Annotated in this window: 21 protein-coding genes; 6 read left to right on the forward strand and 15 right to left on the reverse strand. The window is 45.8% G+C overall.

Annotated elements, in window-relative coordinates:
* Positions 1-28: 28 nt before the first annotated feature.
* From BN1002_RS19105 to BN1002_RS19125, 5 genes are all read left to right on the forward strand, one after another.
* A complete protein-coding gene (locus BN1002_RS19105) occupies positions 29-1,198 on the forward strand; it encodes a NapC/NirT family cytochrome c (RefSeq protein WP_048827111.1) in 1,170 nt (389 codons plus the stop codon).
* 26 nt (positions 1,199-1,224) lie between these two features.
* On the forward strand, positions 1,225-1,902 hold the full coding sequence (locus BN1002_RS19110; RefSeq protein ID WP_048827112.1) for a tetratricopeptide repeat protein: 678 nt from the start codon (positions 1,225-1,227) through the stop codon (positions 1,900-1,902).
* A gap of 27 nt (positions 1,903-1,929) precedes the next feature.
* Entirely contained in the window at positions 1,930-2,898 is a 969-nt protein-coding gene (locus tag BN1002_RS19115) for a 6-bladed beta-propeller (RefSeq protein WP_048827113.1), read from the forward strand.
* Between the two features lie 94 nt (positions 2,899-2,992).
* On the forward strand, positions 2,993-4,735 hold the full coding sequence (locus tag BN1002_RS19120) for a cytochrome c3 family protein (RefSeq protein ID WP_048827114.1): 1,743 nt from the start codon (positions 2,993-2,995) through the stop codon (positions 4,733-4,735).
* A 227-nt stretch (positions 4,736-4,962) separates the two neighbouring features.
* Positions 4,963-6,987 (forward strand): cytochrome c3 family protein, encoded by a 2,025-nt coding sequence (locus BN1002_RS19125; RefSeq protein ID WP_048827115.1) that lies wholly within the window; start codon positions 4,963-4,965, stop codon positions 6,985-6,987.
* Here BN1002_RS19125 and BN1002_RS24420 read toward each other — a convergent pair.
* The 5 genes from BN1002_RS24420 to BN1002_RS19145 all read right to left on the reverse strand — a co-directional run bounded on the left by BN1002_RS24420 (position 6,940) and on the right by BN1002_RS19145 (position 9,958).
* A complete protein-coding gene (locus tag BN1002_RS24420) occupies positions 6,940-7,563 on the reverse strand; it encodes a Uma2 family endonuclease (protein ID WP_331386401.1) in 624 nt (207 codons plus the stop codon). The genes BN1002_RS19125 and BN1002_RS24420 overlap by 48 nt on opposite strands.
* A 5-nt stretch (positions 7,564-7,568) precedes the next feature.
* Positions 7,569-7,724 (reverse strand): hypothetical protein, encoded by a 156-nt coding sequence (locus tag BN1002_RS24425; protein WP_331386402.1) that lies wholly within the window; start codon positions 7,722-7,724, stop codon positions 7,569-7,571.
* Between the two features lie 228 nt (positions 7,725-7,952).
* Positions 7,953-8,483 carry a chromate transporter gene (locus BN1002_RS19135; RefSeq protein WP_048827116.1) on the reverse strand — a complete coding sequence of 177 codons (531 nt, stop codon included), beginning with the start codon at positions 8,481-8,483 and terminating at the stop codon, positions 7,953-7,955.
* Positions 8,480-9,034, reverse strand: coding sequence for a chromate transporter (locus BN1002_RS19140; protein ID WP_048828067.1), 555 nt, complete (start codon positions 9,032-9,034; stop codon positions 8,480-8,482). Before BN1002_RS19140 ends, BN1002_RS19135 begins: the two co-directional genes overlap by 4 nt.
* 60 nt (positions 9,035-9,094) lie before the next feature.
* Positions 9,095-9,958 carry a DUF1028 domain-containing protein gene (locus tag BN1002_RS19145; protein ID WP_048827117.1) on the reverse strand — a complete coding sequence of 288 codons (864 nt, stop codon included), beginning with the start codon at positions 9,956-9,958 and terminating at the stop codon, positions 9,095-9,097.
* 223 nt (positions 9,959-10,181) lie between these two features.
* Here BN1002_RS19145 and BN1002_RS19150 point away from each other — a divergent pair, with 223 nt between their 5' ends.
* The gene (locus BN1002_RS19150) at positions 10,182-11,717 is read left to right on the forward strand and encodes a gluconokinase (protein ID WP_048827118.1); all 1,536 of its coding nucleotides are present in this window, start codon (positions 10,182-10,184) and stop codon (positions 11,715-11,717) included.
* Between the two features lie 83 nt (positions 11,718-11,800).
* Here the strand turns inward: BN1002_RS19150 and hpf are convergent, their stop codons facing one another.
* From hpf to BN1002_RS19205, 10 genes are all read right to left on the reverse strand, one after another.
* Entirely contained in the window at positions 11,801-12,349 is a 549-nt protein-coding gene (hpf, locus tag BN1002_RS19155; protein ID WP_048827119.1) for a ribosome hibernation-promoting factor, HPF/YfiA family, read from the reverse strand.
* A gap of 540 nt (positions 12,350-12,889) precedes the next feature.
* Complete coding sequence (locus BN1002_RS19165) at positions 12,890-13,606, reverse strand: ComF family protein (RefSeq protein WP_048827121.1); 717 nt, start codon at positions 13,604-13,606, stop codon at positions 12,890-12,892.
* 28 nt (positions 13,607-13,634) lie between these two features.
* The gene (locus tag BN1002_RS23890) at positions 13,635-13,808 is read right to left on the reverse strand and encodes a hypothetical protein (protein ID WP_156129731.1); all 174 of its coding nucleotides are present in this window, start codon (positions 13,806-13,808) and stop codon (positions 13,635-13,637) included.
* Positions 13,801-15,306, reverse strand: coding sequence for an ATP-dependent helicase ComFA (locus tag BN1002_RS19170; protein WP_082036311.1), 1,506 nt, complete (start codon positions 15,304-15,306; stop codon positions 13,801-13,803). The genes BN1002_RS23890 and BN1002_RS19170 overlap by 8 nt, the downstream gene beginning before the upstream one ends.
* Positions 15,303-16,310 carry a nuclease-related domain-containing protein gene (locus BN1002_RS19175; protein ID WP_231575122.1) on the reverse strand — a complete coding sequence of 336 codons (1,008 nt, stop codon included), beginning with the start codon at positions 16,308-16,310 and terminating at the stop codon, positions 15,303-15,305. Before BN1002_RS19175 ends, BN1002_RS19170 begins: the two co-directional genes overlap by 4 nt.
* A gap of 525 nt (positions 16,311-16,835) precedes the next feature.
* The gene (locus BN1002_RS19185; RefSeq protein WP_048828069.1) at positions 16,836-18,617 is read right to left on the reverse strand and encodes a TIGR04190 family B12-binding domain/radical SAM domain protein; all 1,782 of its coding nucleotides are present in this window, start codon (positions 18,615-18,617) and stop codon (positions 16,836-16,838) included.
* Positions 18,618-19,116: 499 nt separating this feature from the next.
* The gene (locus tag BN1002_RS19190) at positions 19,117-19,956 is read right to left on the reverse strand and encodes a DegV family protein (RefSeq protein WP_048827124.1); all 840 of its coding nucleotides are present in this window, start codon (positions 19,954-19,956) and stop codon (positions 19,117-19,119) included.
* Between the two features lie 169 nt (positions 19,957-20,125).
* A complete protein-coding gene (locus BN1002_RS19195; protein WP_048827125.1) occupies positions 20,126-23,602 on the reverse strand; it encodes a bifunctional 2',3'-cyclic-nucleotide 2'-phosphodiesterase/3'-nucleotidase in 3,477 nt (1,158 codons plus the stop codon).
* 639 nt (positions 23,603-24,241) lie between these two features.
* Complete coding sequence (locus BN1002_RS19200) at positions 24,242-24,931, reverse strand: response regulator (RefSeq protein WP_197072823.1); 690 nt, start codon at positions 24,929-24,931, stop codon at positions 24,242-24,244.
* A gap of 32 nt (positions 24,932-24,963) precedes the next feature.
* On the reverse strand, positions 24,964-26,112 hold the full coding sequence (locus BN1002_RS19205; protein WP_048827127.1) for a sensor histidine kinase: 1,149 nt from the start codon (positions 26,110-26,112) through the stop codon (positions 24,964-24,966).
* Between the last annotated feature and the right edge of the window lie 496 nt (positions 26,113-26,608).

Genomic DNA, 26,608 nt, shown 5'->3' on the forward strand with positions numbered 1-26,608 from the left:
ACTAAACAGAAACTGGAGGGACAGTCTTATGGATGAAGAAAAAGTCACCCAGGAGCTTCCGGCCCCTCCCCGTTTTCGCTATATGTTTTTCAAAATCGCAACCTTAACACTGTTGTTTCTGGCCCTGTTCTTCACGATTGGTTATACAGGGCTGGAAGCAACATCAAGTTCCGGATTCTGCTCTTCATGCCATGAAATGAAACCGGAATTCTACACCTGGAAAGCTTCCTCCCATGGTGAAGTGGATTGCGTAAACTGTCATATCGAACCAGGGGTCAAGAATCTGGCAAAAGCAAAAGGAAACGGTATTGTAGAACTTGTTAAAAAACAGACTAATGCCTATACCGCACCAATTCAAATGCCAAAGGATATACCAGATAGTTCTTGTGAAAAATGTCACAATGTGTATAAACGTGAAGTAACACCTTCCGGGGACCTTATCATCCCTCATGACAAACATAAAAATAAAGGTATTGAGTGTGTTCAATGCCATAGCGGGGTTGCACACGGAAAGATTGCCGAAAGGAAAGTCACTTTTAAATCTGATTATCAAAAATGGGATATCACTCTTGGGAAAGCAATGATGAGTGACAAAAAGTTTACCAATCCTAAAATGGAAAAATGCATGGATTGCCATAAAGCCCGAAAAGTCACTACCGAATGCACTGCTTGTCATACAACCGGCATGTATCCAGAAAGTCACAAAAAGACTGATTTTGCACAAGAGATACATGGATCAATAGCAAATAAAAATGTTAAAGAGTGTAATGATTGCCATAAGTACATGTCAGATAAAGAATCATCATTATTTGATGAAACTCCTGCCCATACCCAATTTCTTAAAACCAATAAAGTGGAAGATAAAAAAGCAAATAGCCATGAATTCGCAAAAGAAAACACTTATTGCAAAAGTTGTCACACTCAACGGCCAGCAAGTCATACCAAGGGATTTACAAAGAGTCATGGAGTTTTGGCAAAGAATAACGAGTCAAAATGTATTGCCTGCCATGACTACCAAAAGACAGGTCTGAATAAAACTTCAAATGTCACTTGCAGCAGCTGCCACCCAAGCAGCCATGAAAAGAAGGAGTGGAGAAAAACTCATCCTATCAAAATAGCAAGCGGTACTAGAGTATCAAAAACCTGTTACCAATGTCACAATGAGCAAAAGTGCCAATCCTGTCACAAAGAGGATTAAAAGTAATGAATGTAGGAGGGGTTCGTATGCAAGCAGAAGAACAGCTTCAAGCCCAAAAACCTAAGAAAAAAAACAAAAGTGAAAAGTTTACATGGTGGCAAGCGACCCTATTATTGATTGGAACGTTGGTAATCTGTCTAGGGATTGGCTACTTTATTAGCGATAAGTACCTGTGGGAGGGAACTGATTCTGAAAAAATAGCAGAACAGGTAAAATTCTATAAAGAACAGGTAAAACAAAGTCCAAATGACCCGGAAAGCAGAGTCCAGCTCGGGTATGCCTACTTTCTAGGTAAAAATTACGACGAAGCAATCAAACAATATAAAACTGCCATTTCCCTGGACAAAAACTACTTTGATGGATACTTAAATTTAAGTATTGTTTACGATAAACAAGATAAAACAGATGAGGCACTACAACATGCCATTAAAGCGACGGAAATTTCTCCGAGAGATTATAAAGGACACTTGATGAAGGGTAAAAGTTACCGAAAACTGAAAATGTTTGATGAAGCTAACGAAGCGCTTGCTGAGGCAGATAAGCTGAACTTAGGAAATGTCGACACCATTTATGAAATAGGCTTGGTTGCCGAAAACCAAGGCAAGAAAAAAGAAGCAGAATCAATTTACAAAGAAGCCCTAGCTTATGACCCAACCTTCAAACCAGCAATTAAAGCACTTGATCGAGTTTCATCTAAAAAGTGAGGTAAGTTCGAAAAGGAGTTGAATCAAGTGAAAAGAAAAACAGTCTATAAATGGATGGGCGTTATAGTAGGTTTGTCTATTGTGCTATATGCAGCAATATATTTTCTAAACCTGGGCGATGAGGCAAATAAAATGGCAAATTCCGTTAAAAACGGTCCTCCAAGCTTCAGTTATTTTGTACAGGGCGATTTCAAGACCCCTTTGGATAAACCAATGGACGTAACAAAAGTCGGAGAGTTTATTTATGTAACTGATACAAATAACAAACAAGTTCAGGCTTTTGATGGATCAGGAACCCCTATCTTTAAATTCGGAAAGGAAGGAGAAGGGAAAGGGGAATTTAAATTCCCGTATGGAATTGCTGGGGATAAAGATGGAAATATATATGTAGCTGATTTATTTAATGGTAAAATTTCCATTTTTGATAATAAAGGCAAATTCCTGCGTTACTTTGAAGAGAAGGACAGTTCCACATCATCAATCAAAAGTCCTGCTGGACTAAGAATTTTTGGAAATAAATTATACATTACGGATATAGAAAACAAAAAAGTTTTGGTTTTTGACCTTGATGGCAAAAAGATTCTTGAAATAACGACCGCTACAAGCAAAGAGGATTTATTAAACGCCCCAAATGCTGTAACAATTGATAACCAAAATAATATTTATGTCGCAGATTCAGGTAATCAGAGAGTCGTAGTTTACGATAAAAATGGAAATTACAAGCTTTCTATTAATGGAAGTAAAGATGGTAAAGGAGACCCCAAGTTTGTTAATCCAAGAGGTTTAGCTGTGGGATCGGATGGTATCCTTTATTTGATAGACAACATGACCCACTTCGTATACGGATACGATAGTAAAGGTGAACAAGTCTACCAATTTGGCGGGCTGGGATCCGAAAATAACCAATTTTTCCTCCCTAACGGACTATTCATTGACGAAAAAAGCCAAATTTACATCACCGACACCTTTAACCAAAGGATAGCAGTTTACTTTTAAAAAACACAAGTCCACTTAAGGAGGTGATGAAAGTTTCACATAAAGGTTTTTAGTAACTGATTTTAAAAAGAGAAAACAGGGAGGTTTTTTTGAGATGAGTAAGGCAAAATTTAGTTTCTCGATGCTTTTTGCTCTTCTGCTAGTGGGAATGCTGGCCACTGGTGCTTTCGCGAAGAGCCCTTTTGGCTTTGAAGCAGTCCAGAATGGAAGTGTTTTTGATGTTGCATTTAATGGTTTAACTACTGATACAGCAGGAACAGAATTTACTGTAACATTAAGAGATGCAGCAAATGCAGTTGTTGAAACCAAAGATATTGCTACTGACATTGCCAAGAAGGGCTCTTATACAACACCTACATTGACAGAAGGAGCAAGATACACAGTTGAACTCGCTTATAAATCAGCCCCAACTGTCATAGTAGCCAGTACATCGGTTCTTGTTGGTAACTATAGTAATGCTATCATTGACACAAGCAGTGTTGACCATAGTACGAACCTGATGAATGCCAACGAAACTGGCTTTGAAGGCCTAAGCAAAAAAAGATCTGGTCAAAAAATGCACGGATCTTACCAGAACAACACCAACTCCTGTGCAAGTTGTCACCAGACACATACAGGCGAAGACCATTACCTGTTGTTCAGGGACGGCACATACAGCACTTGTGCTGCATGCCATGATGGTACAATGGGAGCAAAATCTGTATTTGGTGCCCCAACTAATGCAGGTACATTTGGCGGATCTCATGCAAACAACATGTCTGTCCACTTATCCGATGGTTCGGTAGATATCAAAGCAGCACCAGGCGGGAACCATGCTGATACCGGCAAATGGGCAGAAGAGTTCACTTGCGCAAGCTGCCATAATCCACACGGATCCGACAGCGCTCGCTTGTTAAAGTCTGACCCTGCAGGCTGGATTAAAACTGAAAATGACACCACTAGCGGTAAAACAAATGGTGGAATGAAATTTAGTAACAGAACTGTTTATGCAAAAGCATCTATTCCGGCAACTAATGTCGGAGATTATATCCTTGTAAAGGAAACTGGAGTAACTCAAGCAACTATTGATGGAAACGTCTTCTATAAAAGAGCTGCTGTTCCGGAAGGTTCTGACATAGTTTCTACCTACAAATGGGATTATAAAGCTAAGAAGTACATTGCCGACTCCTCGCTCTGGATTCGTTCTGACGGTGGCCGTCCAGCTGTTGAAACACAACTTAAAGCCGGTGCCGATGTGAAAAAACCAACTGCAGATTTTGTCTTTGTTTGGAAAGATGGTTTCGCATACAGCAAAAACAGTGATACGACTGCTGCAAGCATTGACGGTGCAACATTCCTCATTGGGTCAGCTATCGATAAAGTAACAAACAACTATGACTTCTTTGATAGCGCTGCTCCAACATATGTAAAAGACAGTGGCGTTCAAATGAGCAAATTCTGTGCGTCCTGCCACACTGACTATCTTTCTGCAACTTATGCAAACGAAACTGGAGTCTACACAACTGCACACCGTCACCAAACTGATACCGACAGACTTACTTGTGTACGCTGCCACTTTGCACACGGTACAGATGCAACAATTATGAAAGATTCCTTGGATCGAGGCCTACCTGAGTTGACAGCCGTTGGAGCACCATTTGATCCAGCAAAATATGCCGGTGATGCAAACGCCGCTAAAGTTGCTGCAACAGATTACCTGAAAGATCCAAACCCATCTTCAGCACTTAAGCGTTACACTGGAATGGCTGTATGTTTTGGATGTCATGATGGTTCAATCGCTAGCGATGAAACTACATGGAGCAATTACAGCCCGCTTCAACCAGGTGTAAAGCAGTAAAATAAACTAACAAATAGCCCCACTATTTGTTAAGTCTCAAAATTGGAGGGTGACAATAGAAATGTTGTCACCCTCTCCATTTTCCTCTTGTAATTTGTTCAATAAATCGTTCCAATTCCACCCTAATCTCATGAATTAAAGTTGATATAATATACATATAATCCCTATACATAAACGATAAACTATAAATTCCAAATAAATCTTAAGTGAAAAAGAGTTGAAGAGCGATGAAAAACAACAAGAAAATCACTAAAAATTGCATACTTCTTTTGTCAGCCTTCATTTTATCTCTTAATTTCGAGCTATGGTTTCCTACGTTGAAGGCATTTTCAGCTCTTGAAGATCCTACTACCTTCCCTGCGGAGAATCCTTTTCCAGAAAACAATGCTGCTGAAAATGATTTATCCATAGTGCAGGAAAACTTACCTCAGACCGAGCTAAATCCATCCATAACGTTTGCTGAACCGACCGAGGGCTCAGTTGTTACTACTCCTTTCACTCTTAGCGGAAGTTTTACGAATGGAACTACTGATATAAACCAACTTTCATTTACGGCATACAACTCTACGAATAAGGATATTCCTTTTCCCGGAATAAAGTTACTGGGTGAATGGGATATTAATCTAAACGAAAAAAAATGGCGGTTTACTCCAAACTTATCAAATGGCATATACACCTTTACGGTTGAAATTAAAGGCATTGATTCAAATAATAATGCTCTACTCGATCAAAAAACGATAAATGTTACATTAGATATTAAAAGGCCTTATATAGCAAAAACCAGTTTATTGGTCCCCTCTTTACCCGGAAAGGAACCAGATAAAGAGTTAACATCCGGAAATGTCGAAGACCAGACAGGGATAGACATAAAGACAGCCATTAAATTCAAAATTTTTTCCAACAATTCAATGGAAATAATAAAGGGTAAAATTGAAGCAACGGAAAAACCATTCATTCCTATTATTCTTTTACAAAATCCAACGAGTGAATTAGAACAGCCTGTTAATAAAACAGGAACTACCACCGTTACATCTTATAGCCAGATAGACGGAAAATATGTCATGGAAATCAAATTAGAGCCATCTACCCTGCTATTTAATACCACCTACCTGGCTTATTTGGATCCTAATCTAACTGATGATAGCGGAAATAAAGTATTCGCAAAGTTTTTTAAATTCACTACAAAAAGTGAATATGAAAAAAAAGACATACCACATGGCCATTACACAGCAAACACAAATATGTGTGCCGCCTGCCATAGTACTCATACTACGTCGAGCCTTTCTACAACAGGGGTTTCTTACCAAAGCACCTTTTCAAAAGAGTTAGAAAGAGACGGATCCCAAAACTACTGTATGGCATGCCATGATGGAACGATGAATGCCCCAGTAATTGATAAAATCCAAAGCAGCTATCAGCATAATAATCCAGTCAACAGAGATAAAACTGCTACGAATTCACTTAAACACACTGATTCTTGTACCAGTTGCCATAACCCGCATGCTGAAAGGACAAATGAAAATCCAAATTTACTTAAAAGCAATCTTGTCTATGAGCATAAGGCAACCACTAAAGTAGGGCCTAAAAAAGTAAATAGTTTGGATAATCCTTGCATCAATTGTCATGAAGATGGAAAAATTTACGATACCGATAATGACGGTAAGGCTGATTTGCTTGCAAGCGTACTTTCCTATCGAAAAGGCTTAACTTCAGAAGGCAAATTGACAGATTATGCTCTATGTCTCCGTTGCCACAACAGGGAAAGAGTAGAGGCCAATAAAGTTTCTACCGATATTGAGCAGTATTATAATATGCAAGATTCGAAACACAACTTTACTATTCCAACCGGAACACTACAGGAAGATGGCAGTAAGCTATCTGGACCTTTTCCCTGCGCTGAATGCCATGAGACACATGGTTCTAGAAATATTAAAATGTTACGTTCTCAGCTAGGAAACAGCATTGTTGAAGATTCAAATACATTTACTTCTTCAGGCAAAACGTGGACCCCAAAAGATGAAAGAGCATTTTGTATTAAGTGTCATAATGGAAAAACAGAGATATACGGAAAAATAGGTAATCCAATATTTGATGAACAAGGTTTGCCTTTAAATCCAAATAACAATGGACATAATAAATCTAATGAAAATGTAGCTTGTGCAACCTGTCATGCTACTCAAGGAAAGCCACTGGAAGAAGCAATGCTAGAAGCAGCACACGCACCTAAACCAGGAAAAGTACCTACAAAATAAACAAGCGAATCGAGTGAAGGTTGAATAACCACCCTTCGCTAGATTCGCTTTTTTCCTTACAGTAATTAGACATTGCCAAGCTTTAATTTTATGTTTCCCGGGAAATATTTGTGGAAGATTGTCGGAATTCCCTTTTTCACGCCAGCAATCATGATAGAATGAATCCCAAAGATTTGCTATTAAGGAGAAAAGCCTCCCAGCATCGACCTTAAACTTCTTAAAACGACTCGATTTTACCGTTCCCGTATCTTTAGCAGCATCCTTCTGGATGTACTTCCCCTCTTCCAATAAGAAGACCTGAATGTGGTTAATGATCGGGTTGACGATCCAATACTCATTCACACCGAATTTCTCATATAGGTTCAATTTATAGACAAGGTCGTGGGACTGGTTAGAAGGGCTGATGATTTCAATTATCAGATTCGGAACACCAACATACTTTGTTTCGGTGAACCCGTTTTTATCGCAAATGACTGAAAGATCAGGAATGACAATATGTGTTTCATTTCTATCTTCATTGTTAAGTTCAATATCAGTCGGAGCAGCAAATACTTCGCATTCACTTCCTTCTAGCACTCCGGCTAATTGGACATAAAGCTTCCCCGATATTCTTTGATGCTTGACGGCGATGGTGACATAAAAACTGTTCCATCAATATATTCCATAACTTGTGTACTTTTTTCACGTAAAGAAAAAAATTCCTTAAGGGAAATTTCTTTTCTAATTGGCAATTTCATGGTTATTGCCCCCTAGCATACAGTTTGGTTACATATAGTATAAACCAAAACAGTGCGTTACCGCACGGATCAATTGAACATGTTTTTTGGTCAGATGCCCATGCCCAACATGCTCTCCCATCCCCCACCTGCCCTCCAAAAAAACCGACACCGGTAACCTCTTCCCTAACTGCAATCTCCTCCCAAATCTCACTCCAAAAAACCGAAAGGCCACCCTTTCGGTTTTTGTTATCCGAGGAATATCGCTCCGTATATAAGGCTGCCTCCGATGACGTAAGCCGGATGGACGTTCATTTTTTCCATAAGGAGGAGGCTTGCGGCAGCGAGAATGACCGTGTGCAATAGGCCGGCTCCCTGGTATGACTCCGTGAAAAATTCGAAGGCCATGACACCGAGAAGGGCGGCGATGACGGGCCGGACGATGGCGGTCATCCTTTTAACCTTTGGCGATTCCCTATGTCTCATGATAAGGCCGACCAGCCCTATCATGAGTGCGAGTGACGGAGCGACGCTTGCGAAAACGCCGACTGCCGCGCCTAATGTTCCGGCGATTTCATAGCCAATGTAGCCAGCCATTTTCGTTGCGATCGGGCCGGGTAGCGCGTTTCCCATGGCGAGGACTTCGGAAAACTCGCTGTTCGTCATCCAGCCGTAATGGTCGACGACTTCGGCCTGAATGAGCGGAATCGATGAAGGCCCGCCGCCGTAGCCAAGGATGCCGGGGAGGAAAAAGGCCCAGAAAATCTGTAAGTAAATCATGCAGTGCCTCCCTCCTTTCGATCCTTTTTCAAAAGGGCCCCAAGGAGGAGTGCGAAAATGATAATGGCCGGATGGACTCCGAGCGCTTCAAGAAGGATAAAGCTGCCGATTAGAATGATGATCGTCCAGACTTTTCCGAGACTCGAATCCATGGATTTTCTAAAGAACTCCCACGTCATTGTCAGAAGCATGACCGCAACTACCGGTACGACCGCGCTAGCAGCTCCACGCACCCATGGTTTGTCCTTGAATGCATTCAGGCTGGTGAGGAGCAGAATCATCAGGAAAATTGTCGGTAGCACCGAAGCGGCGATCGCGTTCAGCATCCCGGTCAACCCGCCGACCCTGTAGCCGATATAGCCGGCGAGCTTTGTCGCAATCGGCCCCGGAAGCGCGTTTGCAAGCGCGAGGATATCGCCGAATTCTTCGCTGTCCATCCATTTGTATCGTGAAACGACTTCTTTTTGGACGAGGGGAATCGCTGAAGGACCCCCACCGTACCCAAGCATGCCGACCCGAAAAAAGGCCAGGAATATATCTTTTTGTTTCATCTTAATACTCATCTCGTTTCTGCTGTTGGCACTTGTTGTGACTTCACATGTCAGGTGTTTCTATCTTGCTTCATTCCTAGGCTGCTGGGTCTTCATGTAATCGAGGACATCGAGGTCGACGAATCCTTTCTCCTGCTCGCGCATTTCAAAGTTTTCGGTGTGCAGGTAGGCTGTGAGGGCCTTTAAGGTCTCTTCCTTTCCTGCAAAATTGGCCTTGAAATAGCCGAGGCGACCGAGATGCTCGACGAGTTCCGTCTCCACTTTGCCTGCTACCGGCACAACCCTTTCCTGCTTTGACGGCGCGAAATAAAGCTGCTGAAGCTCGTAGATACGAATCAGTTCCTTGATAGGCTGTGGATGATCATCGACCCGCAGATCAATATAGCGGTCATTGAAGTTTCCGTAGCCTCCGCGTTCCTTAACAACATAAATGGCCGCAGATTGCTGTCCGCGCGAATCCCCACCCGCTTCCTGTCCCGCATCAAGCGCGGCCAACAGGCGTTCCGCGAGTTTTCCTTTGGCAGCTGTAAAGGTCTCTGCCATCGCCTTGACAGTGTTCTCATCGACGAGAATATTCCCCTGGGCGGCAAAATAAGGACCAGTCAAACCGCCTGCCCAGCTATAGCACTGTGAACCGGTGAAGGTGGCTGCGTTTCCTTGGGCATCAATCAGGCCGACCTGGCGCATTTCCCGTTCCCTATCCTCTTCAAGGATGATTTTGAGCGTTTCCTCTGCCGTTTTTCCGGCTGCCATTAGTTCAAGCGCTTTCGGGCCATAGGTTGTATTGGCATAAGACTGCGTCGCCACGGCTCCCACTCCAGCTTTTGCCCATGGTACAACTGCGCCGACTCCGAGAAACTTCGATTCAACCGCGATTCCCCACTCTTTTTCGACAGGATCAAATCCGACAATGGAAAATGTCATGTTTATCGTTCCCCTTTTATATGTAGTTGTATATCCCTTACCCTTAATTTCGTGATTGAAAAGGAAAATCCTTTCCTAAACGAGGGACGCGGATCAAAAACTCATTTCAAGTCATTGGGTGCGCAAATTTACTGCTCGTGCGGCTCATTCTGTTATACTTTTAGACAATCAACGGTTTGGGCAAAAAATAGCCCCTATCACGGTGAAGCGGGGAGGTTTACCGATGTACGTCATTGGACTTGATATAGGAACAACAAGCACGAAAGCATCCATTTTTGCAAAAACAGGCCGCTTTATTGCCTCGGCGGCAGTCGGATACCCTATTATACATCCGCAGCCGGACTGGGCAGAGCAGGATCCCGATGCCATATATTCGGCTGTCCTTGAATCTGTCCGATCCGCGATCATTTCGGCAAAAATCGATGCAGGGGAGCTGCTGGGGATCGGCATTTCTTCGGCCATGCATAGTATCATGGCCGTTGACGAGAACGGTAAACCGCTGACCAACAGCATCATCTGGGCTGACAACCGCAGCTGGAAATACGCAGAGGAACTTAAAGCGCAGCCGCTTGGCACTGAAATTTATTTAAAGACGGGAACGCCGATCCATCCGATGTCCCCTTTGTCCAAGCTGCTTTGGATGAAAAACGAACAACCCGAGCTTTTTTCAAAAACACATAAATGGATTTCAATAAAAGAATATATCACATGGAAATGGTTCGGGGAATACTTCGTCGATTATTCCATCGCATCGGCAACCGGCCTTTTCAATTTGCGGTACCTTGACTGGGATGAGCAAGTTCTCGAACTGCTTGGTTTACATCGAGATAAGTTTTCCAAACCAGTACCCACTACCGCCATTAACCGTAACATGGACGGGGACGCTGCCACCGCGATGGGCATCCCTGCTGATTTGCCAGTTGTCGCCGGCGCAAGCGACGGTGTCCTTGCCAATCTTGGCGCCGGGGCGATTAGCGAAGGGGAATACTCGGTCACGATTGGAACAAGCGGCGCCATTCGGACAGTTGTATCGGGACCGACCCTTGACCCGCTCGGCCGGACGTTTTGCTATTATCTTGCTGACCGGAAGTGGGTCATCGGCGGGCCGGTCAATAACGGTGGAATCGCGCTCAGATGGTTCAAGGACCAATTTTGCCTGCAGGAGGATAGTTCCGCGGCTGAACCCACGTTTGATTTGATGATTGAAGAAGCTTCGAGGGTGCCTGCGGGGGCTGGCGGCCTCCTTTTCCTCCCCTACCTTTCAGGCGAGCGGGCGCCGCTTTGGAACGCCAATACAAGGGGTGCGTTTTTCGGGATTTCTCTCACCCACCGCCGCGAGCATTTCATCCGCGCTGTGCTTGAGGGTGTCATTTACGCCGTCTATAGTGTGGGAGTCATCCTCGAGGAAATCGCCGGTCCGGGGAAGGAGCTCCATGTTTCAGGAGGCTTCGCCCGGTCAGAGGTTTGGCGGCAAATTCTTGCTGATATTTTTGGCAAAACCGTTGAGGTTCCCGAAAGCCACGAAAGCTCCGGGTTCGGCGCCGCCGTGATGGCCCTGCATGCACTTGGGCACATCGGCTCGCTTGAGGAAGTGAAACAAATGATCAACATCCAGCTACGCCAGACGCCCTTTCAGGAGAATAAAGAAATTTACCGGACGATGCATAATGTCTATCAAAACCTTACCCGGGATATGCTCGGCCATTTCAATACGCTTTCCGAGATTCAACGGAAGGGATTCAAATGGATTAGAGCGTAAAAAATCCGGCTCCAATGACTGGAGCCCAGATTGCATAAAAAAATCCGGCACCCATAATCGGGAACCGGATTTTCTTTTTATCATTAATGGGCTTCGATGAGTCCATAGCGGCCATCGTGGCGCTTGTAGACGACATTAGTTTGGTTAGTTTCAGCGTTTGTAAAGACGTAGAAGTTGTGGCCGAGCATGTTCATCTGGAGGATCGCTTCCTCGCTATCCATTGGCTTCAATTCAAAGCGTTTGGTACGGACCACTTCGAGTTCCTCGTCATCAAATTCGTTCGTTTCGGATTGGCTCAGAGTCGCAAACATTGCCGCAAATTCGCCTTTTTCACGGAATTTACGGTTTACTTTTGTTTTGTGCTTGCGGATTTGACGTTCCAATTTATCAGTAATCAGGTCGATGGCGGCGTACATATCCTCGTGGCTTTCCTCGGCGCGAAGCACGAGGTGCGGCATTGGAATCGTCACTTCCACCTTTGATGTCTTATCCTGAAACACTTTTAGATTGACGTTTACATTGGATTCTGGGGTTTCGGTAAAGTACCTTTCCAATTTGGAAATCTTCTTTTCCACATACTCACGAATTGCTGGAGTTACTTCAATGTTTTCACCACGAATGTTGTAATTCATATGTGAAACTCCTCCTTTTGATAAGACTATGTAGATAACTTCTCTTTTACCCTATGAAACTCCTGCTAAAACAGTACAAAAAATTTGTCGAATTTTTGACAATGGCACTGGGAGAATAGTGGCAACTGCTTTTCCTTTCAAAAGTATATGGCATGCCTAAATAAATCTTTGTTTCTTTGCACCAGTGGCCTGTTTTTTATACGTCTCTCCATCCAATAGTTTTCCCTATTGGTTTGCCTTCATTCTAGGCGAAATCATCAAGGAAGTAAAATGATTTGCGGTTTGGATTGCCTGCTGTGTATGCAGTTAATATATCGATGGCAGCCGTCTGCTGGCGGCAAGAACTTTTTTTGGCGGCAGCATCGGCTTTGGTGAAATAAGGATAAATCAGAAAAAGTAAGGATATATCCAAAAATATAAGGATAAAATCAAAAATCCAAGGATATAGATAGCAACCTGCTAGCACCGCCAAGTCACAGTACCTAATCCTGCGGAGATTGCACGGGTGACTTTACATAAATAAGTTTGCGATTAACTCCATCATCCCCGCGCGAGCGTAAACGAAAGAATTTCAACGGCACCGGCTACTTTCAGCAGTTTCGCAGCATGCCTGAGGGTGGAGCCTGTTGTATAAATATCGTCAAAGAGCAAAATCCGCTTACCCTCCAGCCCGCTTGCATCGTCAAGGCTGAATACCTGCGTGACATGGATACGTTCGCTCCTCGATTTCTTCGACTGCTTTTCCCCATGAACGCGGCTTAGCAGCGCACTCCCTTTCAAGCCTGCATGATCAAGGAGCGCCTCCGCCTGGTTAAATCCCCGTTCATAAAGACGCTCAGGACTAAGCGGAATCGGGACGATGATGTCGGGCTTCAGCTTCCTGATGGCAGCGCGCACCTCATCCCCGAACGCTTTTGCCAGCACATAGTCGCCCCGATATTTAAAGCGGGCAATAACCTCTTTCAAAAATTCATTGTATGAATAGAGCGATACATTCCTTGAAATGAGCCCACCCCAAACCTCGTCCTGCTCCCAGTGATGGCAGTCCCCGCAATGATCGCCAACCCGGAACTTCTGTTCATGGTCGGTGAATGGGCGCCCGCAAATATTACAAACCTCCCCGCAAAGGGGGTCAAGCCGCCCAATACAAACCTGGCAGCAGACATAATCCTTTGCCTGTGAAAACAGATTCGCCCATGATTCTTCCTCCTCCGCTTCACCGCCGCACAGCAGGCAAAGCTGGGATTCAAAAAGCATCTCATCTCCTCCTACGTCAATAGATTCATTAATTCTCTTGCAAAATTATGATTCTTCCCGTTTCCAGCCGGTCACCTCCAAATATTAATGCCGTGCTTCTAGTACCTGCTCTGTAAAACAAACTAGTCTTCCCGTTCCTGTCTGGCTCTTCATAAACTCGCCATTTGCTATAAATCGACAGCAATGCAAAAACCTCATCCATCCAGCAATCCCCTTGCTCTTCCTTCTTTGTTCATCGTTTGAATTTGCTTCTGCGCCCGCTCCATGGCTATCGTTTTGCCATAGTGAAAGAAAGTGACGGTGCCAGTCGGATGTTTGGCGCTCCGGCCCGCGCGCCCGGCAATCTGAACAAGGGCGCTTTCGGTGAAGGTCCGGTCCTCGGCGCCGAGGATGGCAACATCGATGTTGGCGAGGGTGACGCCGCGCTCGAGGATCGTGGTGGTGAGTAAGATGGGCATCTCGCCGTTGCGCATCCGCATGACTTTTTCCTTCCGCTCGGGATCTTCCGCATGGACGGATTGGATGGCAGGATCGATTTTATGCAAAAGCGGCAGGGCCGCCAGCATTGATTCGATGTGAGGGAAAAAGACGAGCGCCTGCTTACGCGCAGAAATGCGTTCGTCGATCCAACGCAGGCATTCTTGAGGCAGCTGATTTTTTGCCAGCCGTTTCCGCCAATTGCCGCACCAGCGAAACTCGGGAACAGGGAGTGCATGCCGATGGAACCTGGCCGGAATCGTTACAAACGCCCGCTTGCCTGCCCGGCATTCGTTCTGCCATTTCCGGCTTGGCGTCGCGGTGAGGTAAATAATAGATGAAACCGACTTCCTCGCGCGCTCGGCGGCATGCTGGAGCGATTCGTCCATTGTGTACGGGAAAGCGTCCACTTCATCAAGAATCATTGTGTCAAATGCCTGGCAAAACCGGAGCAGCTGATGGGTTGTCGCAATGACTAGCTGGCCAAAAGTATGGCGGTCCTCGCTTCCTCCATACAGCGAGGCGATTTTCACTCCTGGAAACGCGGCCTTCATGCGGGGAGTGAGCTCGAGGACCACATCGGTCCGTGGCGTAGCCAGGCAAACCCGCTTCCCGGATGCGATCGCTGTTTCAATCGCCTTGAACAGCACCTCTGTCTTCCCTGCTCCGCAAACCGCCCAAACCAAGAGGCTCGTATTTTGCCGGACTGCTTCAACCGCGAGACTGGATGCATTCTGTTGTCCTTCAGAAAGTGTCCCCTCCCATTCAAGGACTCTCTCGGGAATTTCGTAAACAGGCGACTGCCCTGACCAGCCGATGAGCGGCGCGCATTCGCTCACCCGCCCCATCATAATGCACTTCCGGCAATACTTGCATGGCTCGCCGCAACGAGCGCATTGGAAACTGCCAAACAATTGCGGATTCCGGTTGCCGCAACGCTTGCATACCGCTTTATTGCCTTCCGCCTCGATTCCTTTGTTGTAGGTGATGCAGCCGTTTTGATAGTGCAGGTGGATTTCCTTCATCGACAAAGGCAGGTCTTCGAGAAGCAAATGTTTGCCGGCAAGCATCGATTGCAGTTCGGGATTTGGTTGAAAGTCTGAGTTGAGGGGCCAATGAGGGATGGTTTCAAGTTGGGAGATACGCTTTGTTCCGGGCGGATATGGGTTTGGTGGGAGGGCTTGGAAGGGGACGAGGCCTGCATCGGAAAGTTTAAATCTCATCCCTTGGTCACCTTCTTCTTTTTATCGATTAAATCTTTTATAAATTGCTCGTAATCTTCCATTGGGCAAGGTGCGAGATATATCTTCCCTTTGCCGGTTCCTTTTGAAGGCAAGTTCAATTTTTGCAAAAATTGATAGGATGCATTTCCGTTCGGAAGGCCTGTTAGTACGCGGAATGCCGCGTTCGAGATTTGCTGCTCCCGAAGAAGAAAATAATCAAATATTTTCCGGATGTAGGCGTCTTTGTTTGTCGTATTACATGAATTGCATTCCCATTTCCCCTGCCTATAAGCCAATTTTCTATTACAAATAGGACAGAAAATCCCTAGAACGTAATCCTTATATGTGAGGCTATAATTGGTGAGGATATTACCATTCCACGGAGTATGCAACTGAAGAAGCAGTCGGGCAATATCCATGACCTGATCCATTGTCAGAATATCTTTCCGATAATGTTTTTCAAGTTTGGTAAGTTTATGAACAGTATTATAGGAGTGGCAAACTCGGGGAATGTTGGAAGAGTCGGATTTCAGGAGGGTTTTCGGGCTGCCGATGGATGCGAGATAATCGAAGGGAACTTCCGGGAAATGAGGAGCTAGGAGGGCTTTTAATTGGATAATATGGTTCTTTGCCTGGGCAATCGGATCCTCGAACGCTTCTTCGTCCTCGCCCTGGGTACGGATCAATTGATCAAATTTACTATCAAAGAATAAGATTCCTTTTATTGTCTTCGATTCGATGACATAGAGAACTCTTCTCGTCAGGACGAGGCAATCGATCTGGAAAAAGGTAGTTTTAAATGGAAGCCGCAGGTCGTTGAGGATGACATACTCATCATCCGGCAGGAGTGTGAGTTGATAATCCAGTTGCTTTTCTCCCCAGTAGCCTGATCTCTGACGGGCAATATCGCTTTGAATTTCTTCTTTGGCAGGACTTTTGGGAGAAATATTTCTGAGAAGCGCCTCTCCTTTAAGAAGCCTAATTGGAGTTTTTCGTTCTTTCATTAGCAAAAAAACATGCCTCCTTCGATTGTTGTTCAGAAAATTTCATCGCTTTCATTTTATCATCTATACCTCTGTAAATTTAATTGCTTTTTTACAAAAATATGAATTATGTAGAGCGGCTGGGGAGGTGATATTGCTCAGAAGTGATGGGATGCTAGCAAACTGCTATCTTTATCCTTAGATTTTTTGTTTTATCCTTATATTTTTCGGTTTTATCCTTAGTTAATTTCGTTTATCCTTATATTTTTTTATTTATCCTTACTTTTTCCTCTATAACCCAATATAGTATACAAGCCATCCCGCCCGCGGGATGGCCTCTCATCCAATAAAACCGGCTTTTCATAAACTTTAACACTATTAATACGAAGAATAGCTTGCCCATCAAGCACCCAACCTGAAAGGAAAACCGGTTCTTCATAAACTTATCCCTATAATTACGAAGGCTAATTCACCCATCAGGCACCCAACCTAAATAAACTTCAACACAATGACGACTGGATTCCCTTCACCACACCACATACTCCCCTACAAAGTAACACTCTCCCTATCAATCTTTCCAAGTCGGCATTTGATATCTTTTGCAATCTCGGAACCTAGCAATTCGAGGCCGATCCAGCCGAGCGAGAAAAAATGGGCGTAGCGTTTTTTAACTTCCCATTTCAGTTCGTTTTTGCCGCAGATGCTGTGGCGGTTCACTTCGTCGACTTCGCGCCTGATGATGGAAAGGCCCGCTTTCCGGTCTTCTGGTGAAAGTTCCAGCAGCCGGTCAATCCGTTCCATAAACTCAATGGATTTTGTAATCTTGTATTCTATTTCGTCGTAGGCGGCCTGGCCAATCAGCCCGTATTTCAACTTGAAGCGGTTGAGCAGCAAAGCTGAATCATACGTCGCGCGGACGATTTCATCGCGGGTCATCGAATCGGTTTCATAGCTGAGCATGTATTTCCACGAAGGAGAAAGCATCGCCTGGCGGAAGTCCTCAAGCGTATGGCAAAACTTCTTGTAACCAAACACGTCCGGATTCTCAAATGCCGGGCTTCCTGGATCCAAAAATGGCGCGAGCGGAGCGATAAAATACGAAAGCCGCGGATCATTGCCACATTCGTTGTGGAGCGTTTCGCAGAAATCAACATTATCAATCGCGCTCTTATAGCTTTGCTTCGGAATACCGGTCATGAAGAACAGATCAATTTTCGCGCAGCCATGCTTCAGCGCGTACTGCAAAGTCTCGATTACTTTCAGATTAGAACAATTGAACTTTCCATTAAAGCGGCGAATCTCTTCATCCGACGATTCCAAAGTAATCTCAATACTATATTTAGGAACTGCCTTGTGGAGCCGCTCGAAAAACTCCTCATCCACGTACTGGAACAGCTCGAAAACCAATTCGTTCTTTAACTCCATTTTTGCCAGGCCATCGAAAAACTCATTTACATACTCTTTTCCGCCCTGGCGAATGTCGTTCAAAAGGAAAATCGGCGCACGGCTGAAGCGTTGGATGAAGGCAATATCTTCGAGCATCTTATGCGGCGAGCGCATCGCAATCCTCTTCCGGCTGCAATTTTGCAAATAAGCGTCCCTTGAACCGCCGCAAATGAGGCAATTATACGTGCAGCCTTTCGAGGTGAGCAGTGCGGTGTTCGGGTACTGGAACCAGCCTTTATACGGCAGCGGGTCGAGCAGATTGAAATACTTGAATACGGAGCGGATAATGTAGCGGTAGCCAGGAAAGTCGAATTCATCGAGGTCATTGGGAACATAGGTGTGCGGGTTGTGGAAGGGTGTTTCGCCCCGTCTCCAGCTGAGGTTCGGAATGTTGGAAAAATCCTTGGTGCCGGCAGCGAGCGCATTCAGGAGCATGAGGATTAGCTTTTCAGTCGTATCGCCCCTGACCACGAAATCAACGCACGGATACTCGAGAAGCTCTTTGTGAAAATAAGTGGACGACAACCCACCGAACAGGACGGGCACATCAGGATGCAGAAGCTTTAAAATCTTGGCAATTTCAATGCTGCCATGGGCATGCGGCAACCAGTGGAGATCAATTCCGAACGCCTTCGCCTTGATGCCGCGCAATTTCTTTTCGACATCGAAATCCGAGTTCAGCAGCATCCGGTTGGCAATATTGATGATTTTCACCTTCAGCCCAAACCGTTCCAGGTAATCACCAATGCTCGTCAGCCCAATCGGATACATCTCAAAAACCGGCGACGACGGCACCACATCACTGATCGGACCGGTAAACAGCATCTCCTTCCGGAAATCATACACCGTCGGCGGATGGATCAGGACCAAATCATAAACCATTTTCATCACCCTCACCTTTTGATTGGAATCAACTTATGCGGGGACTGGTTGTACGAGATAAATAACGTTTTGTCTCTCCACTCCATTCTCCCACTTTTTGGAGTCCTTTTGGTGGGTTTCGTGGAGGTTTAACAGAATGTTCACTATTTCACAAATATTCTTTTAGGCAAAAGTCACCCGGGTCATCTTCATGAGGAGGACAAAATGAACAGGTCTACTTTTCCCGTAAATTTTTCTATTTATCCGGAAACTTTGTGTCCATACCCGGAATTTTTTCCAGGTTTGCCGGAATTTTTTCCGTTTCCCCGGACTTTTTGAATTTTACCCGGAATTAACCATCGACATAACTAAAAACAACCCCAATTGAAAAAGCCATCCCGCCCGCGGGATGGCCTGCATACAGTTTTATAAGTTTACAAACATGTTAATAGTTCGCCAAGTCATGTCATGCCATCCCACGCCACGCGTCGCCGCACTTAACATCTATAACAAACCTAAGTTACTTCTTATACCATCCCAACCCCATCGCGCCTTCACCGAGGTGGGTGCCGATGACGGGGCCGAAGTAGCTGATCATGAACTCAACGTTTGGAAGTTCTGCTTCGAGCTCCTGTTTCCATTCAATCGCCTCTGCTTCGCGATTGGCATGGATGATGACCGCCCGGTAGTCACCGCCAGTTGAGGCGGCTTCACTTAGCAGTTCGACGATCCGGTTCATCGCGCGCTTACGGGTGCGGATTTTTTCAAAAGGAACTATTTTCTTGTCCACGAAGTGCAGGAGTGGCTTAACCTGGAGCAGTCCGCCAATCAACGCCTGCGCGCTTGACAGGCGGCCGCCTCGTTGAAGATGGGCGAGGTCATCGACCATGAAGTAAGCCCGGACGGACTGCTTCATTTCCTCCAGCCGTCGGTTAATTGCCTCCCCACCTTCTCCATTCAAGGCCATTTCAGCGGCTTCTAGGACGTAAAAGCCCTGGACCATGCAGCTGATTTCCGAATCGAACGGAAACAGTTTCACACCCTCAACCATCGTCCCTGCTGTTACGGCACCCTGGAATGTGCCGCTGATGCCGCTCGATAAGTGGATGCTGACTATCTCGTCAAAATCCTTTGCCAGTTTCTCATACAGCTCCACGTACTGTCCGATCGGCGGCTGTGAGGTTGTTGGCAGATCCTTTGTTTTTACTTCTTCATAAAACTCACTGGCGGTGATTTCCACTTCTTCCTGGTACGCCTCTTCGCCAAATATCACATTTAGGGGAATCATATGTATATTCAATTTTTCCCGCAGCTCGCGGGGTATATAAGCGGTACTATCCGTTACAACGGCCGTTTTCATATTATTTACCATCCTTATCCAGTCATCTTCTCCTATTGTATCGAAAAACCAGCCGGGATGCACCATCCGAACAGAAAAACCGCACCCATTGGAGGATGCGGTTCTTTATTTACTTGCAAAAGGCGATCCAATATATCTTTTGCAAAATAACGCATGTAGACTAATAGATTTACTTATTCAACTTCACAATCCGGCCTTCGACTGCCGGGGCGACTGTTCCTTTTGCCTTGATGTATTCTACAAGGGCGTCAAGGTCGGTTACGTGGACTTCACGATTCTTTCCTTCTCTAAGGACGTAATATTCATCGCCGCCGTCGGCCATGAAGTTGTTGACCGTCACGGTGTATACCTGGTCGGCAACGATTGGCGTGCCGTCCGTTTTCGTTAACGAAACAATCCGGCTGCCTTTTGCAAGGGAGTCGTTGTAGGTTACCTTCAAACCTGAGATTTTGAGAATTCTAGCTTTAGAGCCCCACTGCTGTTCAAACAATGTCTTGATTTGCGCCCCGGTCAGGGTCATGGTCACAAGGTCGTTGCCGAATGGCTGGACTGTGAATGCTTCCTTCCAGGTAATGTCGCCTGCGTCAATGTCCGCTCGCACGCCGCCCGCGTTCATGAAGGCGAAATCAGTACCGGTATGGGCACGCATGGAATCGGCAATCAGGTTACCCATCGGGGACTCGCCATCCGCATTTTCCGTGCGCGAAATAGCAGCCGGAGTTGTACCAATTACTACATTCAGGATTGGCGCGACATCGGCGGCATACTTGTCGACGATTGCTTTAATGCTGGCATCAGGAGTGATGGTCCTGACCGCATCAACGATAGCCGCTTTTTTGCTGACGATTTCACCATTCCTTGGATCTACAAGCAGGTCGACATCCGAGAAAGCCGTTCCTGAAGACCAGGACTGGACAATCAATTTTCCGTCCACAACCGTGTTGGCGTATTGGTGGTTGTGGCCGCCGAAGATGACATCCACTTCGTCATCAATGGAGTTGGCAATACCAACAAGTTCTTCAGTCGGATTGGAGCCGTCAACGGCGGAGAGAATTGGATTATGAGCAATGACGACAATCGCTTCAATGCCCTGCGCCTTCAGTTCCGCGGTGTATTTATTGATTGCTTCCGCTTCATCCGTAAATTCCACTCCTGCGACACCGCTCGCGGTGACGATGGATGGCGTATCGGAAAGCGTCACACCGATAAAGCCGATTTTCACGCCGCCTCTTTCCAAAATTTTATAAGGTTCGAGAATTGGCTGCTTTGTTTTTGCATCAATGACGTTAGCTGAAACATACGGGAAAGCCGCTCCTTCAAAGACGCCATATTTCTCGACGGTTTTCGGATGGCTTCCGCCGTTGATGAGGCGAAGCATTTCTGCGACGCCTTCATCGAATTCATGGTTGCCGAGTGTCCCGATATCAAAGCCGATTTCATTGAGGATTTCGATTGTCGGCTCATCCTGCAGCAAAGCAGAGACAGGGGCGCTCGCGCCAACCACATCACCAGCGTGCAGCATAATAGTATTGTCAGGGTTTGTTGCTTCACGCGCTTTCAGGTGGGCCGCCAGATACTCTGCACCGCCCGCGTTCTTTGACGCACTGAAGGTATCGAGCTGGCCATGAAAGTCATTGATGCCCAACAGCTGTACAGGAACAGCGACAGGCAATTTCAGGCCATATTTTGCAAAATTATTCGCCGCATCGCCGATATAGGAAATCGGGCTGTTGTCGCTGAGGACCTTGCGCGCATCTGGCGTAGATTCAAACGATACATTTACATCCTTTTCAACAGCAGCAAACTGCCAGTTTTGGTCAGCGGAAGGATTGATGGTTCCGGTTGCCAAAATGTAATCAATGATCGCCTGGCGGTTTTCGTCGGGGTACATCGTCACGCCAGTGTTATTGCGGACTCCAGGGAAAGTGCCGCTTGCACGGTAGTTGTTTGTCGCAACGATGAATTCCTGTTTCGGATCGATTGGCTGGCCGTTGTACTCCAGATTTTTGATTCGGTTTGCGGAGGCGTTTAACAAATTGCCTTTTAGGTCATATTTTGCAGGCTCAGTTACATCAATCTCATAGCTGACGCCGTCAATGACATCATAGTTATAGGTTGGGAAATCGTTATTCACAAGCGTCTGCTCGCCGGCTTTGTTCACATCGATTCGGTTGAACTGCCCGGCGGACATTTCAAGCCATTCCTTTACATCCGCACCGGTAACCTTCACGGTTGCGACTGTGTTCGGGTACAGGTACAAGTCGGCCACGTTCTTAATGGCGATTGTTCCGGCTGGAATGTACGTGTAGTAGCTCGCGCCATTTCGTCCGCCCGCTTTGAACGGAGCACCCGCAGACAGGACTGGCAGGCCTTCTTCCCTAGTTCCAGCAAGCTGCTTTTCAACATACCACTTTTGCGCGTTCGTAACGATTTGGATTGACGGGTCATCCTGGACGAGCGCGAAGTAGCTGTGAATGTCAGCAGTTGTATTGCCGACTGGCTGGCGAACATAATTCACCGTGCCTTCGTGGGCTTCTTTTACAGCTTTGAGGACAGCCGGATCAGCGTCAACAAGACTCTTTTTCGTAACTGTGTCGTAAATCGGCCTTAAAGTGTTTTTGGAATCAACCACTGTCCACTTGCCTTTTATTTTCTCTACGACTAGGTCCATGACACCGAGGTTATTGCCCCAGTTGCCAGGCATGACGAACGGAACGCCGTTCACGGTTCCTTTTGCCGAGTCAACACCTGGCAGGTCCTTGAAATCGCCAGGGAAAAGTTTGTGGTTATGGCCGGACAGAATCGCATCGACGCCTTCCACCTTCGTCAGGTCGTAAGCCGCATCTTCCTCCATCTCCTGATAAGCCGCATCCCCCATGCCGGAGTGGGCAAGGACGATGATCAGGTCAGCGCCATCCGCTTTCATTTTAGGGATATTGGCTTCAACCGATTTCACAATATCCTTTGTAATGACTTTCCCTTCAAGATTAGCCTTGTCCCAAAGCGTGATTTGCGGAGCAACTGCGCCGATGACACCGACCTTGATCACTTGGGTTTTGCCGGTCCGGTCAGTTACTTTCTTATTGAGAATCTGGTAAGGCTTGAAGTAATTCACATCATTGGATGGATCTTTATCGCCATCGTCCTTGAAGACATTCGCATTCACATACGGCATTGGCGCGTCATCAAGCACCTCATCAAGATAATCGAGCCCATAGTTGAACTCGTGGTTCCCGACAGTCGCCGCATCATAACCCAGCAGCCCGAGCGCCTCGAATACCGGGTGAACTTCGCCATCCTCAAGCACATCGACCTTCGCTTTGTAATCGCCAAGCGGATTGCCCTGGATCAGGTCGCCATTATCAAATAGCAGCGAGTTTTTCGATTCAGCTTTAGCCTTCTTAATCAAGGTAGCTGTTTTTGCAAAACCAAATTCGTCTGTTGGAGCGTCTTTATAATAATCGTAGTTGTACAGATGAGTATGAATATCCGTCGTGCCCAAAATCCTTAAATCTACTTTAAACTTGCCGGCGTCATCCGGCTTTGCCGCATTCGCGTGTCCCCATGACAGAGGCGATGAAAATACGGATAATGCAAGTGCGGCCGCAGTGACCGTTTTTCCGATCCTATTAAAAGACCCCTTCAAATTGCGCACTCCCCTATTAATCGATTAGGTGCTAGGCACCGCTACTATTTTACCTAGCAAAAGAATAACTTGTAAACACTTACAAAACGGGAGAATCCGTGTGTTTCCGCTTATTTTTTCTGAAAAAAGTCAATTTTCCCGATAATATACGAACGTTTTTAGGTATTTATACCCTTCCCGTACACCGTTCTTTTTATTTCGGCAAAAAAAGATTACGAAAAATGAGCGGTTGTACCCGGGGATTTCAGTTTATTAATAGAGACTAAAGTACCAGGGGTAAATGGAGTTTGGGTTTTATTGGATGGGAAGCCTACCCGCTGACGGGATGGCTTGTTCAATTTGTTAATTTAAATGCTGGCCGCAGAGAATTAAGAGTAAATTGGATTGAGTAACGTATACCGTGATTCCGGGTAAAATTAAAAGTTTACGCATATACCGAATTACGGATAAAAGTAAAAATCCACGGATAAAGCTAGCACACTGCTAGCACACAACCCATAAAAAAAGAAACACAGGCGCTCACCCGTGTTTCTTCATGTAAACCAACGCCGAATCATTTAGATTCAGTTCAAGCGCAGTCATGGTCTTCAATTTTACCTAACGAATACCAAGTAAGGGTTCATTAGAAGCCGCTCAACCCTACCGTACCTCTACCCAGCCGTTCTTAATCGCCACAACGACTGCCTGGGTGCGGTCGTTTACGTTCATTTTCTGCAAAATGTTGCTCACATGGTTTTTAACCGTCTTTTCACTGATATAAAGGGCTTCCCCGATGCCGCGGTTACTTTTGCCATCAGCCAGCATCTGAAGGACCTCGCATTCCCTGCGCGTCAGCAAATGGAATGGACGACGGACTTCAGGGCTCTGCAGGGCGGCTGCAGCGCTTTCTTCGCCCGCCCCAACCAGGCGGCGATATTCATTAACAAGGTTATGGGTCACTTTCGGGTGGAGATACGATCCGCCGGCCTCGACGACCTTAACCGCTTCAATAAGCGCATCCGCATCCATTTCCTTCAGCATATACCCTCGCGCTCCAGTTTGAAGCGCATGCATGACGTAATTTTCATCATCGTGAATCGACAGAATGATGATTTTCGCATCAGGATATTTTTCCATCGCCATCGCCGTAGCTTCGACACCGTTCAAGGTTGGCATATTTATATCCATAATGATAACGTCCGGATCATACTCACTAATTAAATCCAATACAGCCGTCCCGTCATCGCCCTCCGCCACGACTTCAAAGGACTTCTCAAATTCAAGAATCCTTTTCACGCCTTCGCGGAACAGCTGATGGTCATCAACAATCACTATTTTTGTCTTCATCACAATCGCCTCCTCCTTCACTGTTGCCTGCCGCTTTATTTTTCTGGCGGAACAGGGATCTGGATGATGACCGCCGCCCCTTGACCCGGTTTGGACGAAATCGCAAACCGGCCTCCCAAAAGATCGACTCTTTCCTTCATCCCCATAATGCCGAACGAATTGTACTTCCGCTTCTTCTGATCGAAGCCCTTCCCATCGTCCTTCACAATCGCTGTCACCGACGTTTCGGTGATTTCCAGCTGTACCTGAATTTCTTTTGCCTCCGCATGCTTCAGCGCATTTTGGACAGACTCCTGGACAAGCCGGAAAAGGGCCACTTCATAATTGGCCGGAAGCCTCGTTTCCTCTTTCAAAGGTTGGAACGTAATCTTGACAGTTTTGTAATAATCCTCAATCGTCTGCAAGTATTTTTTCAATGTTGGAATAAGGCCAAGGTCGTCAAGTGCCATCGGGCGCAAGTCATATATGATTCGGCGCACTTCATATAAAGACGTCCGTACCATTTGTTTAAAGCTTCTTATTTCTGCAAAAGCTGCCTCCTGCCCCTCTTCACGATACACACGTTCGATTAAATCGGAACGCATCATGACATTGGCGAGCATTTGGGCGGGCCCGTCATGGATTTCCCGCGACAGTCTCTTGCGCTCCTCTTCCTGCGCTTCGATAATCTTGATGCCAAATTCCTGTTTCAGCTTCGCATCCTCGAGGATTTCACCCATTTCTCTTAAATCACTCATTAAATAATTCATCACGACTGAAATTTGGGAAACTAAATGGTCCGCCCTTTCAATCGTATCGCGGATACCGCGCATCCTGCGCATCAAATCTTTTTTCCGCTCTACCAGCTGCCTTTCGAGCTGCCTGTTCAGGGTCAGTTCCATCTGCAGCTCATGTGCGCGCTCGTAGGCGGAGTGCACCTTTTCTTCTTCATAATTCTTAAAGTGTATGCTGATTTCAGAAAGCTCGTCCCTTGCGGTGCGAACCCGATTTTCGAGCCTTTCGCCTTCGCAAATAATCCTGGCAGTAAGATCTTCCACTTCCGCCAGTTCGGACTTCAGCCTTTCATAATCCAATCGGGACTGTTCCCCAATCGTATAAATTTCCTTCTTGCTACGCTCGACCGATTCGATCATCCTGTTCAGGATGGTGTCGAGTGTTTTCGTGTCAAAATCCTTAATTTTCATCGCTTTCTCCGCCTCGCCTAAACTCCGTTACGGATCGGCCAGAAACGGCAAATCCTTTTATCCCTAGTTTATCGTGAAAGGGTCAACGAGACTATACCCTAAATGGCAGAATTGCCGAATTTCACCAAAAACCGGCAAAACGATTCACGATTGCTTTCTCTATCTAAATCCTTTAGCCTATAGAAAGAGATGCTAAACATGGAATGAGTAGGTTTTTATGACTAAGCGGGAATCAAAATGCCTTAAGTTTTTTGTTTCTACTATGTAGGCAGTCATAATTATATCATGACAACTTTTCTCAATGTTGTAATAAACTCTAATTTTTGGCTAAAAGGGCCTATTTACAGGTTGGGAAATATTTAAATTTGGGTAGTTATATAGCTAAATAGGTTGAATTGGAAATTTCTATACAAACATTACTTGCTGTTGATTTCCGCTCCCGCCACTTCGCTTTCCGCGGGGCGCCAGTGGAGCCTCCTCGGCGCGAGCGCCTGTG

The organism is Bacillus sp. B-jedd (assembly GCF_000821085.1).
In the GTDB taxonomy this organism is placed as follows: Bacteria; Bacillota; Bacilli; order Bacillales; family Cytobacillaceae; genus Bacillus_D.

Coding starts and splice junctions, on each gene's coding strand:
- hpf (WP_048827119.1), bottom strand. CDS start 12,349: ATGAATTACAACATTCGTGGTGAAAACATTGAAGTAACTCCAGCAATT.
- BN1002_RS19110 (WP_048827112.1), top strand. CDS start 1,225: ATGCAAGCAGAAGAACAGCTTCAAGCCCAAAAACCTAAGAAAAAAAAC.
- BN1002_RS19190 (WP_048827124.1), bottom strand. CDS start 19,956: ATGAAAACGGCCGTTGTAACGGATAGTACCGCTTATATACCCCGCGAG.
- BN1002_RS24425 (WP_331386402.1), bottom strand. CDS start 7,724: ATGAAATTGCCAATTAGAAAAGAAATTTCCCTTAAGGAATTTTTTTCT.
- BN1002_RS23890 (WP_156129731.1), bottom strand. CDS start 13,808: ATGGATGAGGTTTTTGCATTGCTGTCGATTTATAGCAAATGGCGAGTT.
- BN1002_RS19170 (WP_082036311.1), bottom strand. CDS start 15,306: ATGAGATTTAAACTTTCCGATGCAGGCCTCGTCCCCTTCCAAGCCCTC.
- BN1002_RS19150 (WP_048827118.1), top strand. CDS start 10,182: ATGTACGTCATTGGACTTGATATAGGAACAACAAGCACGAAAGCATCC.
- BN1002_RS19175 (WP_231575122.1), bottom strand. CDS start 16,310: ATGAAAGAACGAAAAACTCCAATTAGGCTTCTTAAAGGAGAGGCGCTT.
- BN1002_RS19125 (WP_048827115.1), top strand. CDS start 4,963: ATGAAAAACAACAAGAAAATCACTAAAAATTGCATACTTCTTTTGTCA.
- BN1002_RS19120 (WP_048827114.1), top strand. CDS start 2,993: ATGAGTAAGGCAAAATTTAGTTTCTCGATGCTTTTTGCTCTTCTGCTA.
- BN1002_RS19145 (WP_048827117.1), bottom strand. CDS start 9,958: ATGACATTTTCCATTGTCGGATTTGATCCTGTCGAAAAAGAGTGGGGA.
- BN1002_RS19165 (WP_048827121.1), bottom strand. CDS start 13,606: ATGCTTTTTGAATCCCAGCTTTGCCTGCTGTGCGGCGGTGAAGCGGAG.
- BN1002_RS19205 (WP_048827127.1), bottom strand. CDS start 26,112: ATGAAAATTAAGGATTTTGACACGAAAACACTCGACACCATCCTGAAC.
- BN1002_RS19135 (WP_048827116.1), bottom strand. CDS start 8,483: ATGATTTACTTACAGATTTTCTGGGCCTTTTTCCTCCCCGGCATCCTT.
- BN1002_RS19185 (WP_048828069.1), bottom strand. CDS start 18,617: ATGGTTTATGATTTGGTCCTGATCCATCCGCCGACGGTGTATGATTTC.
- BN1002_RS19140 (WP_048828067.1), bottom strand. CDS start 9,034: ATGAAACAAAAAGATATATTCCTGGCCTTTTTTCGGGTCGGCATGCTT.
- BN1002_RS19105 (WP_048827111.1), top strand. CDS start 29: ATGGATGAAGAAAAAGTCACCCAGGAGCTTCCGGCCCCTCCCCGTTTT.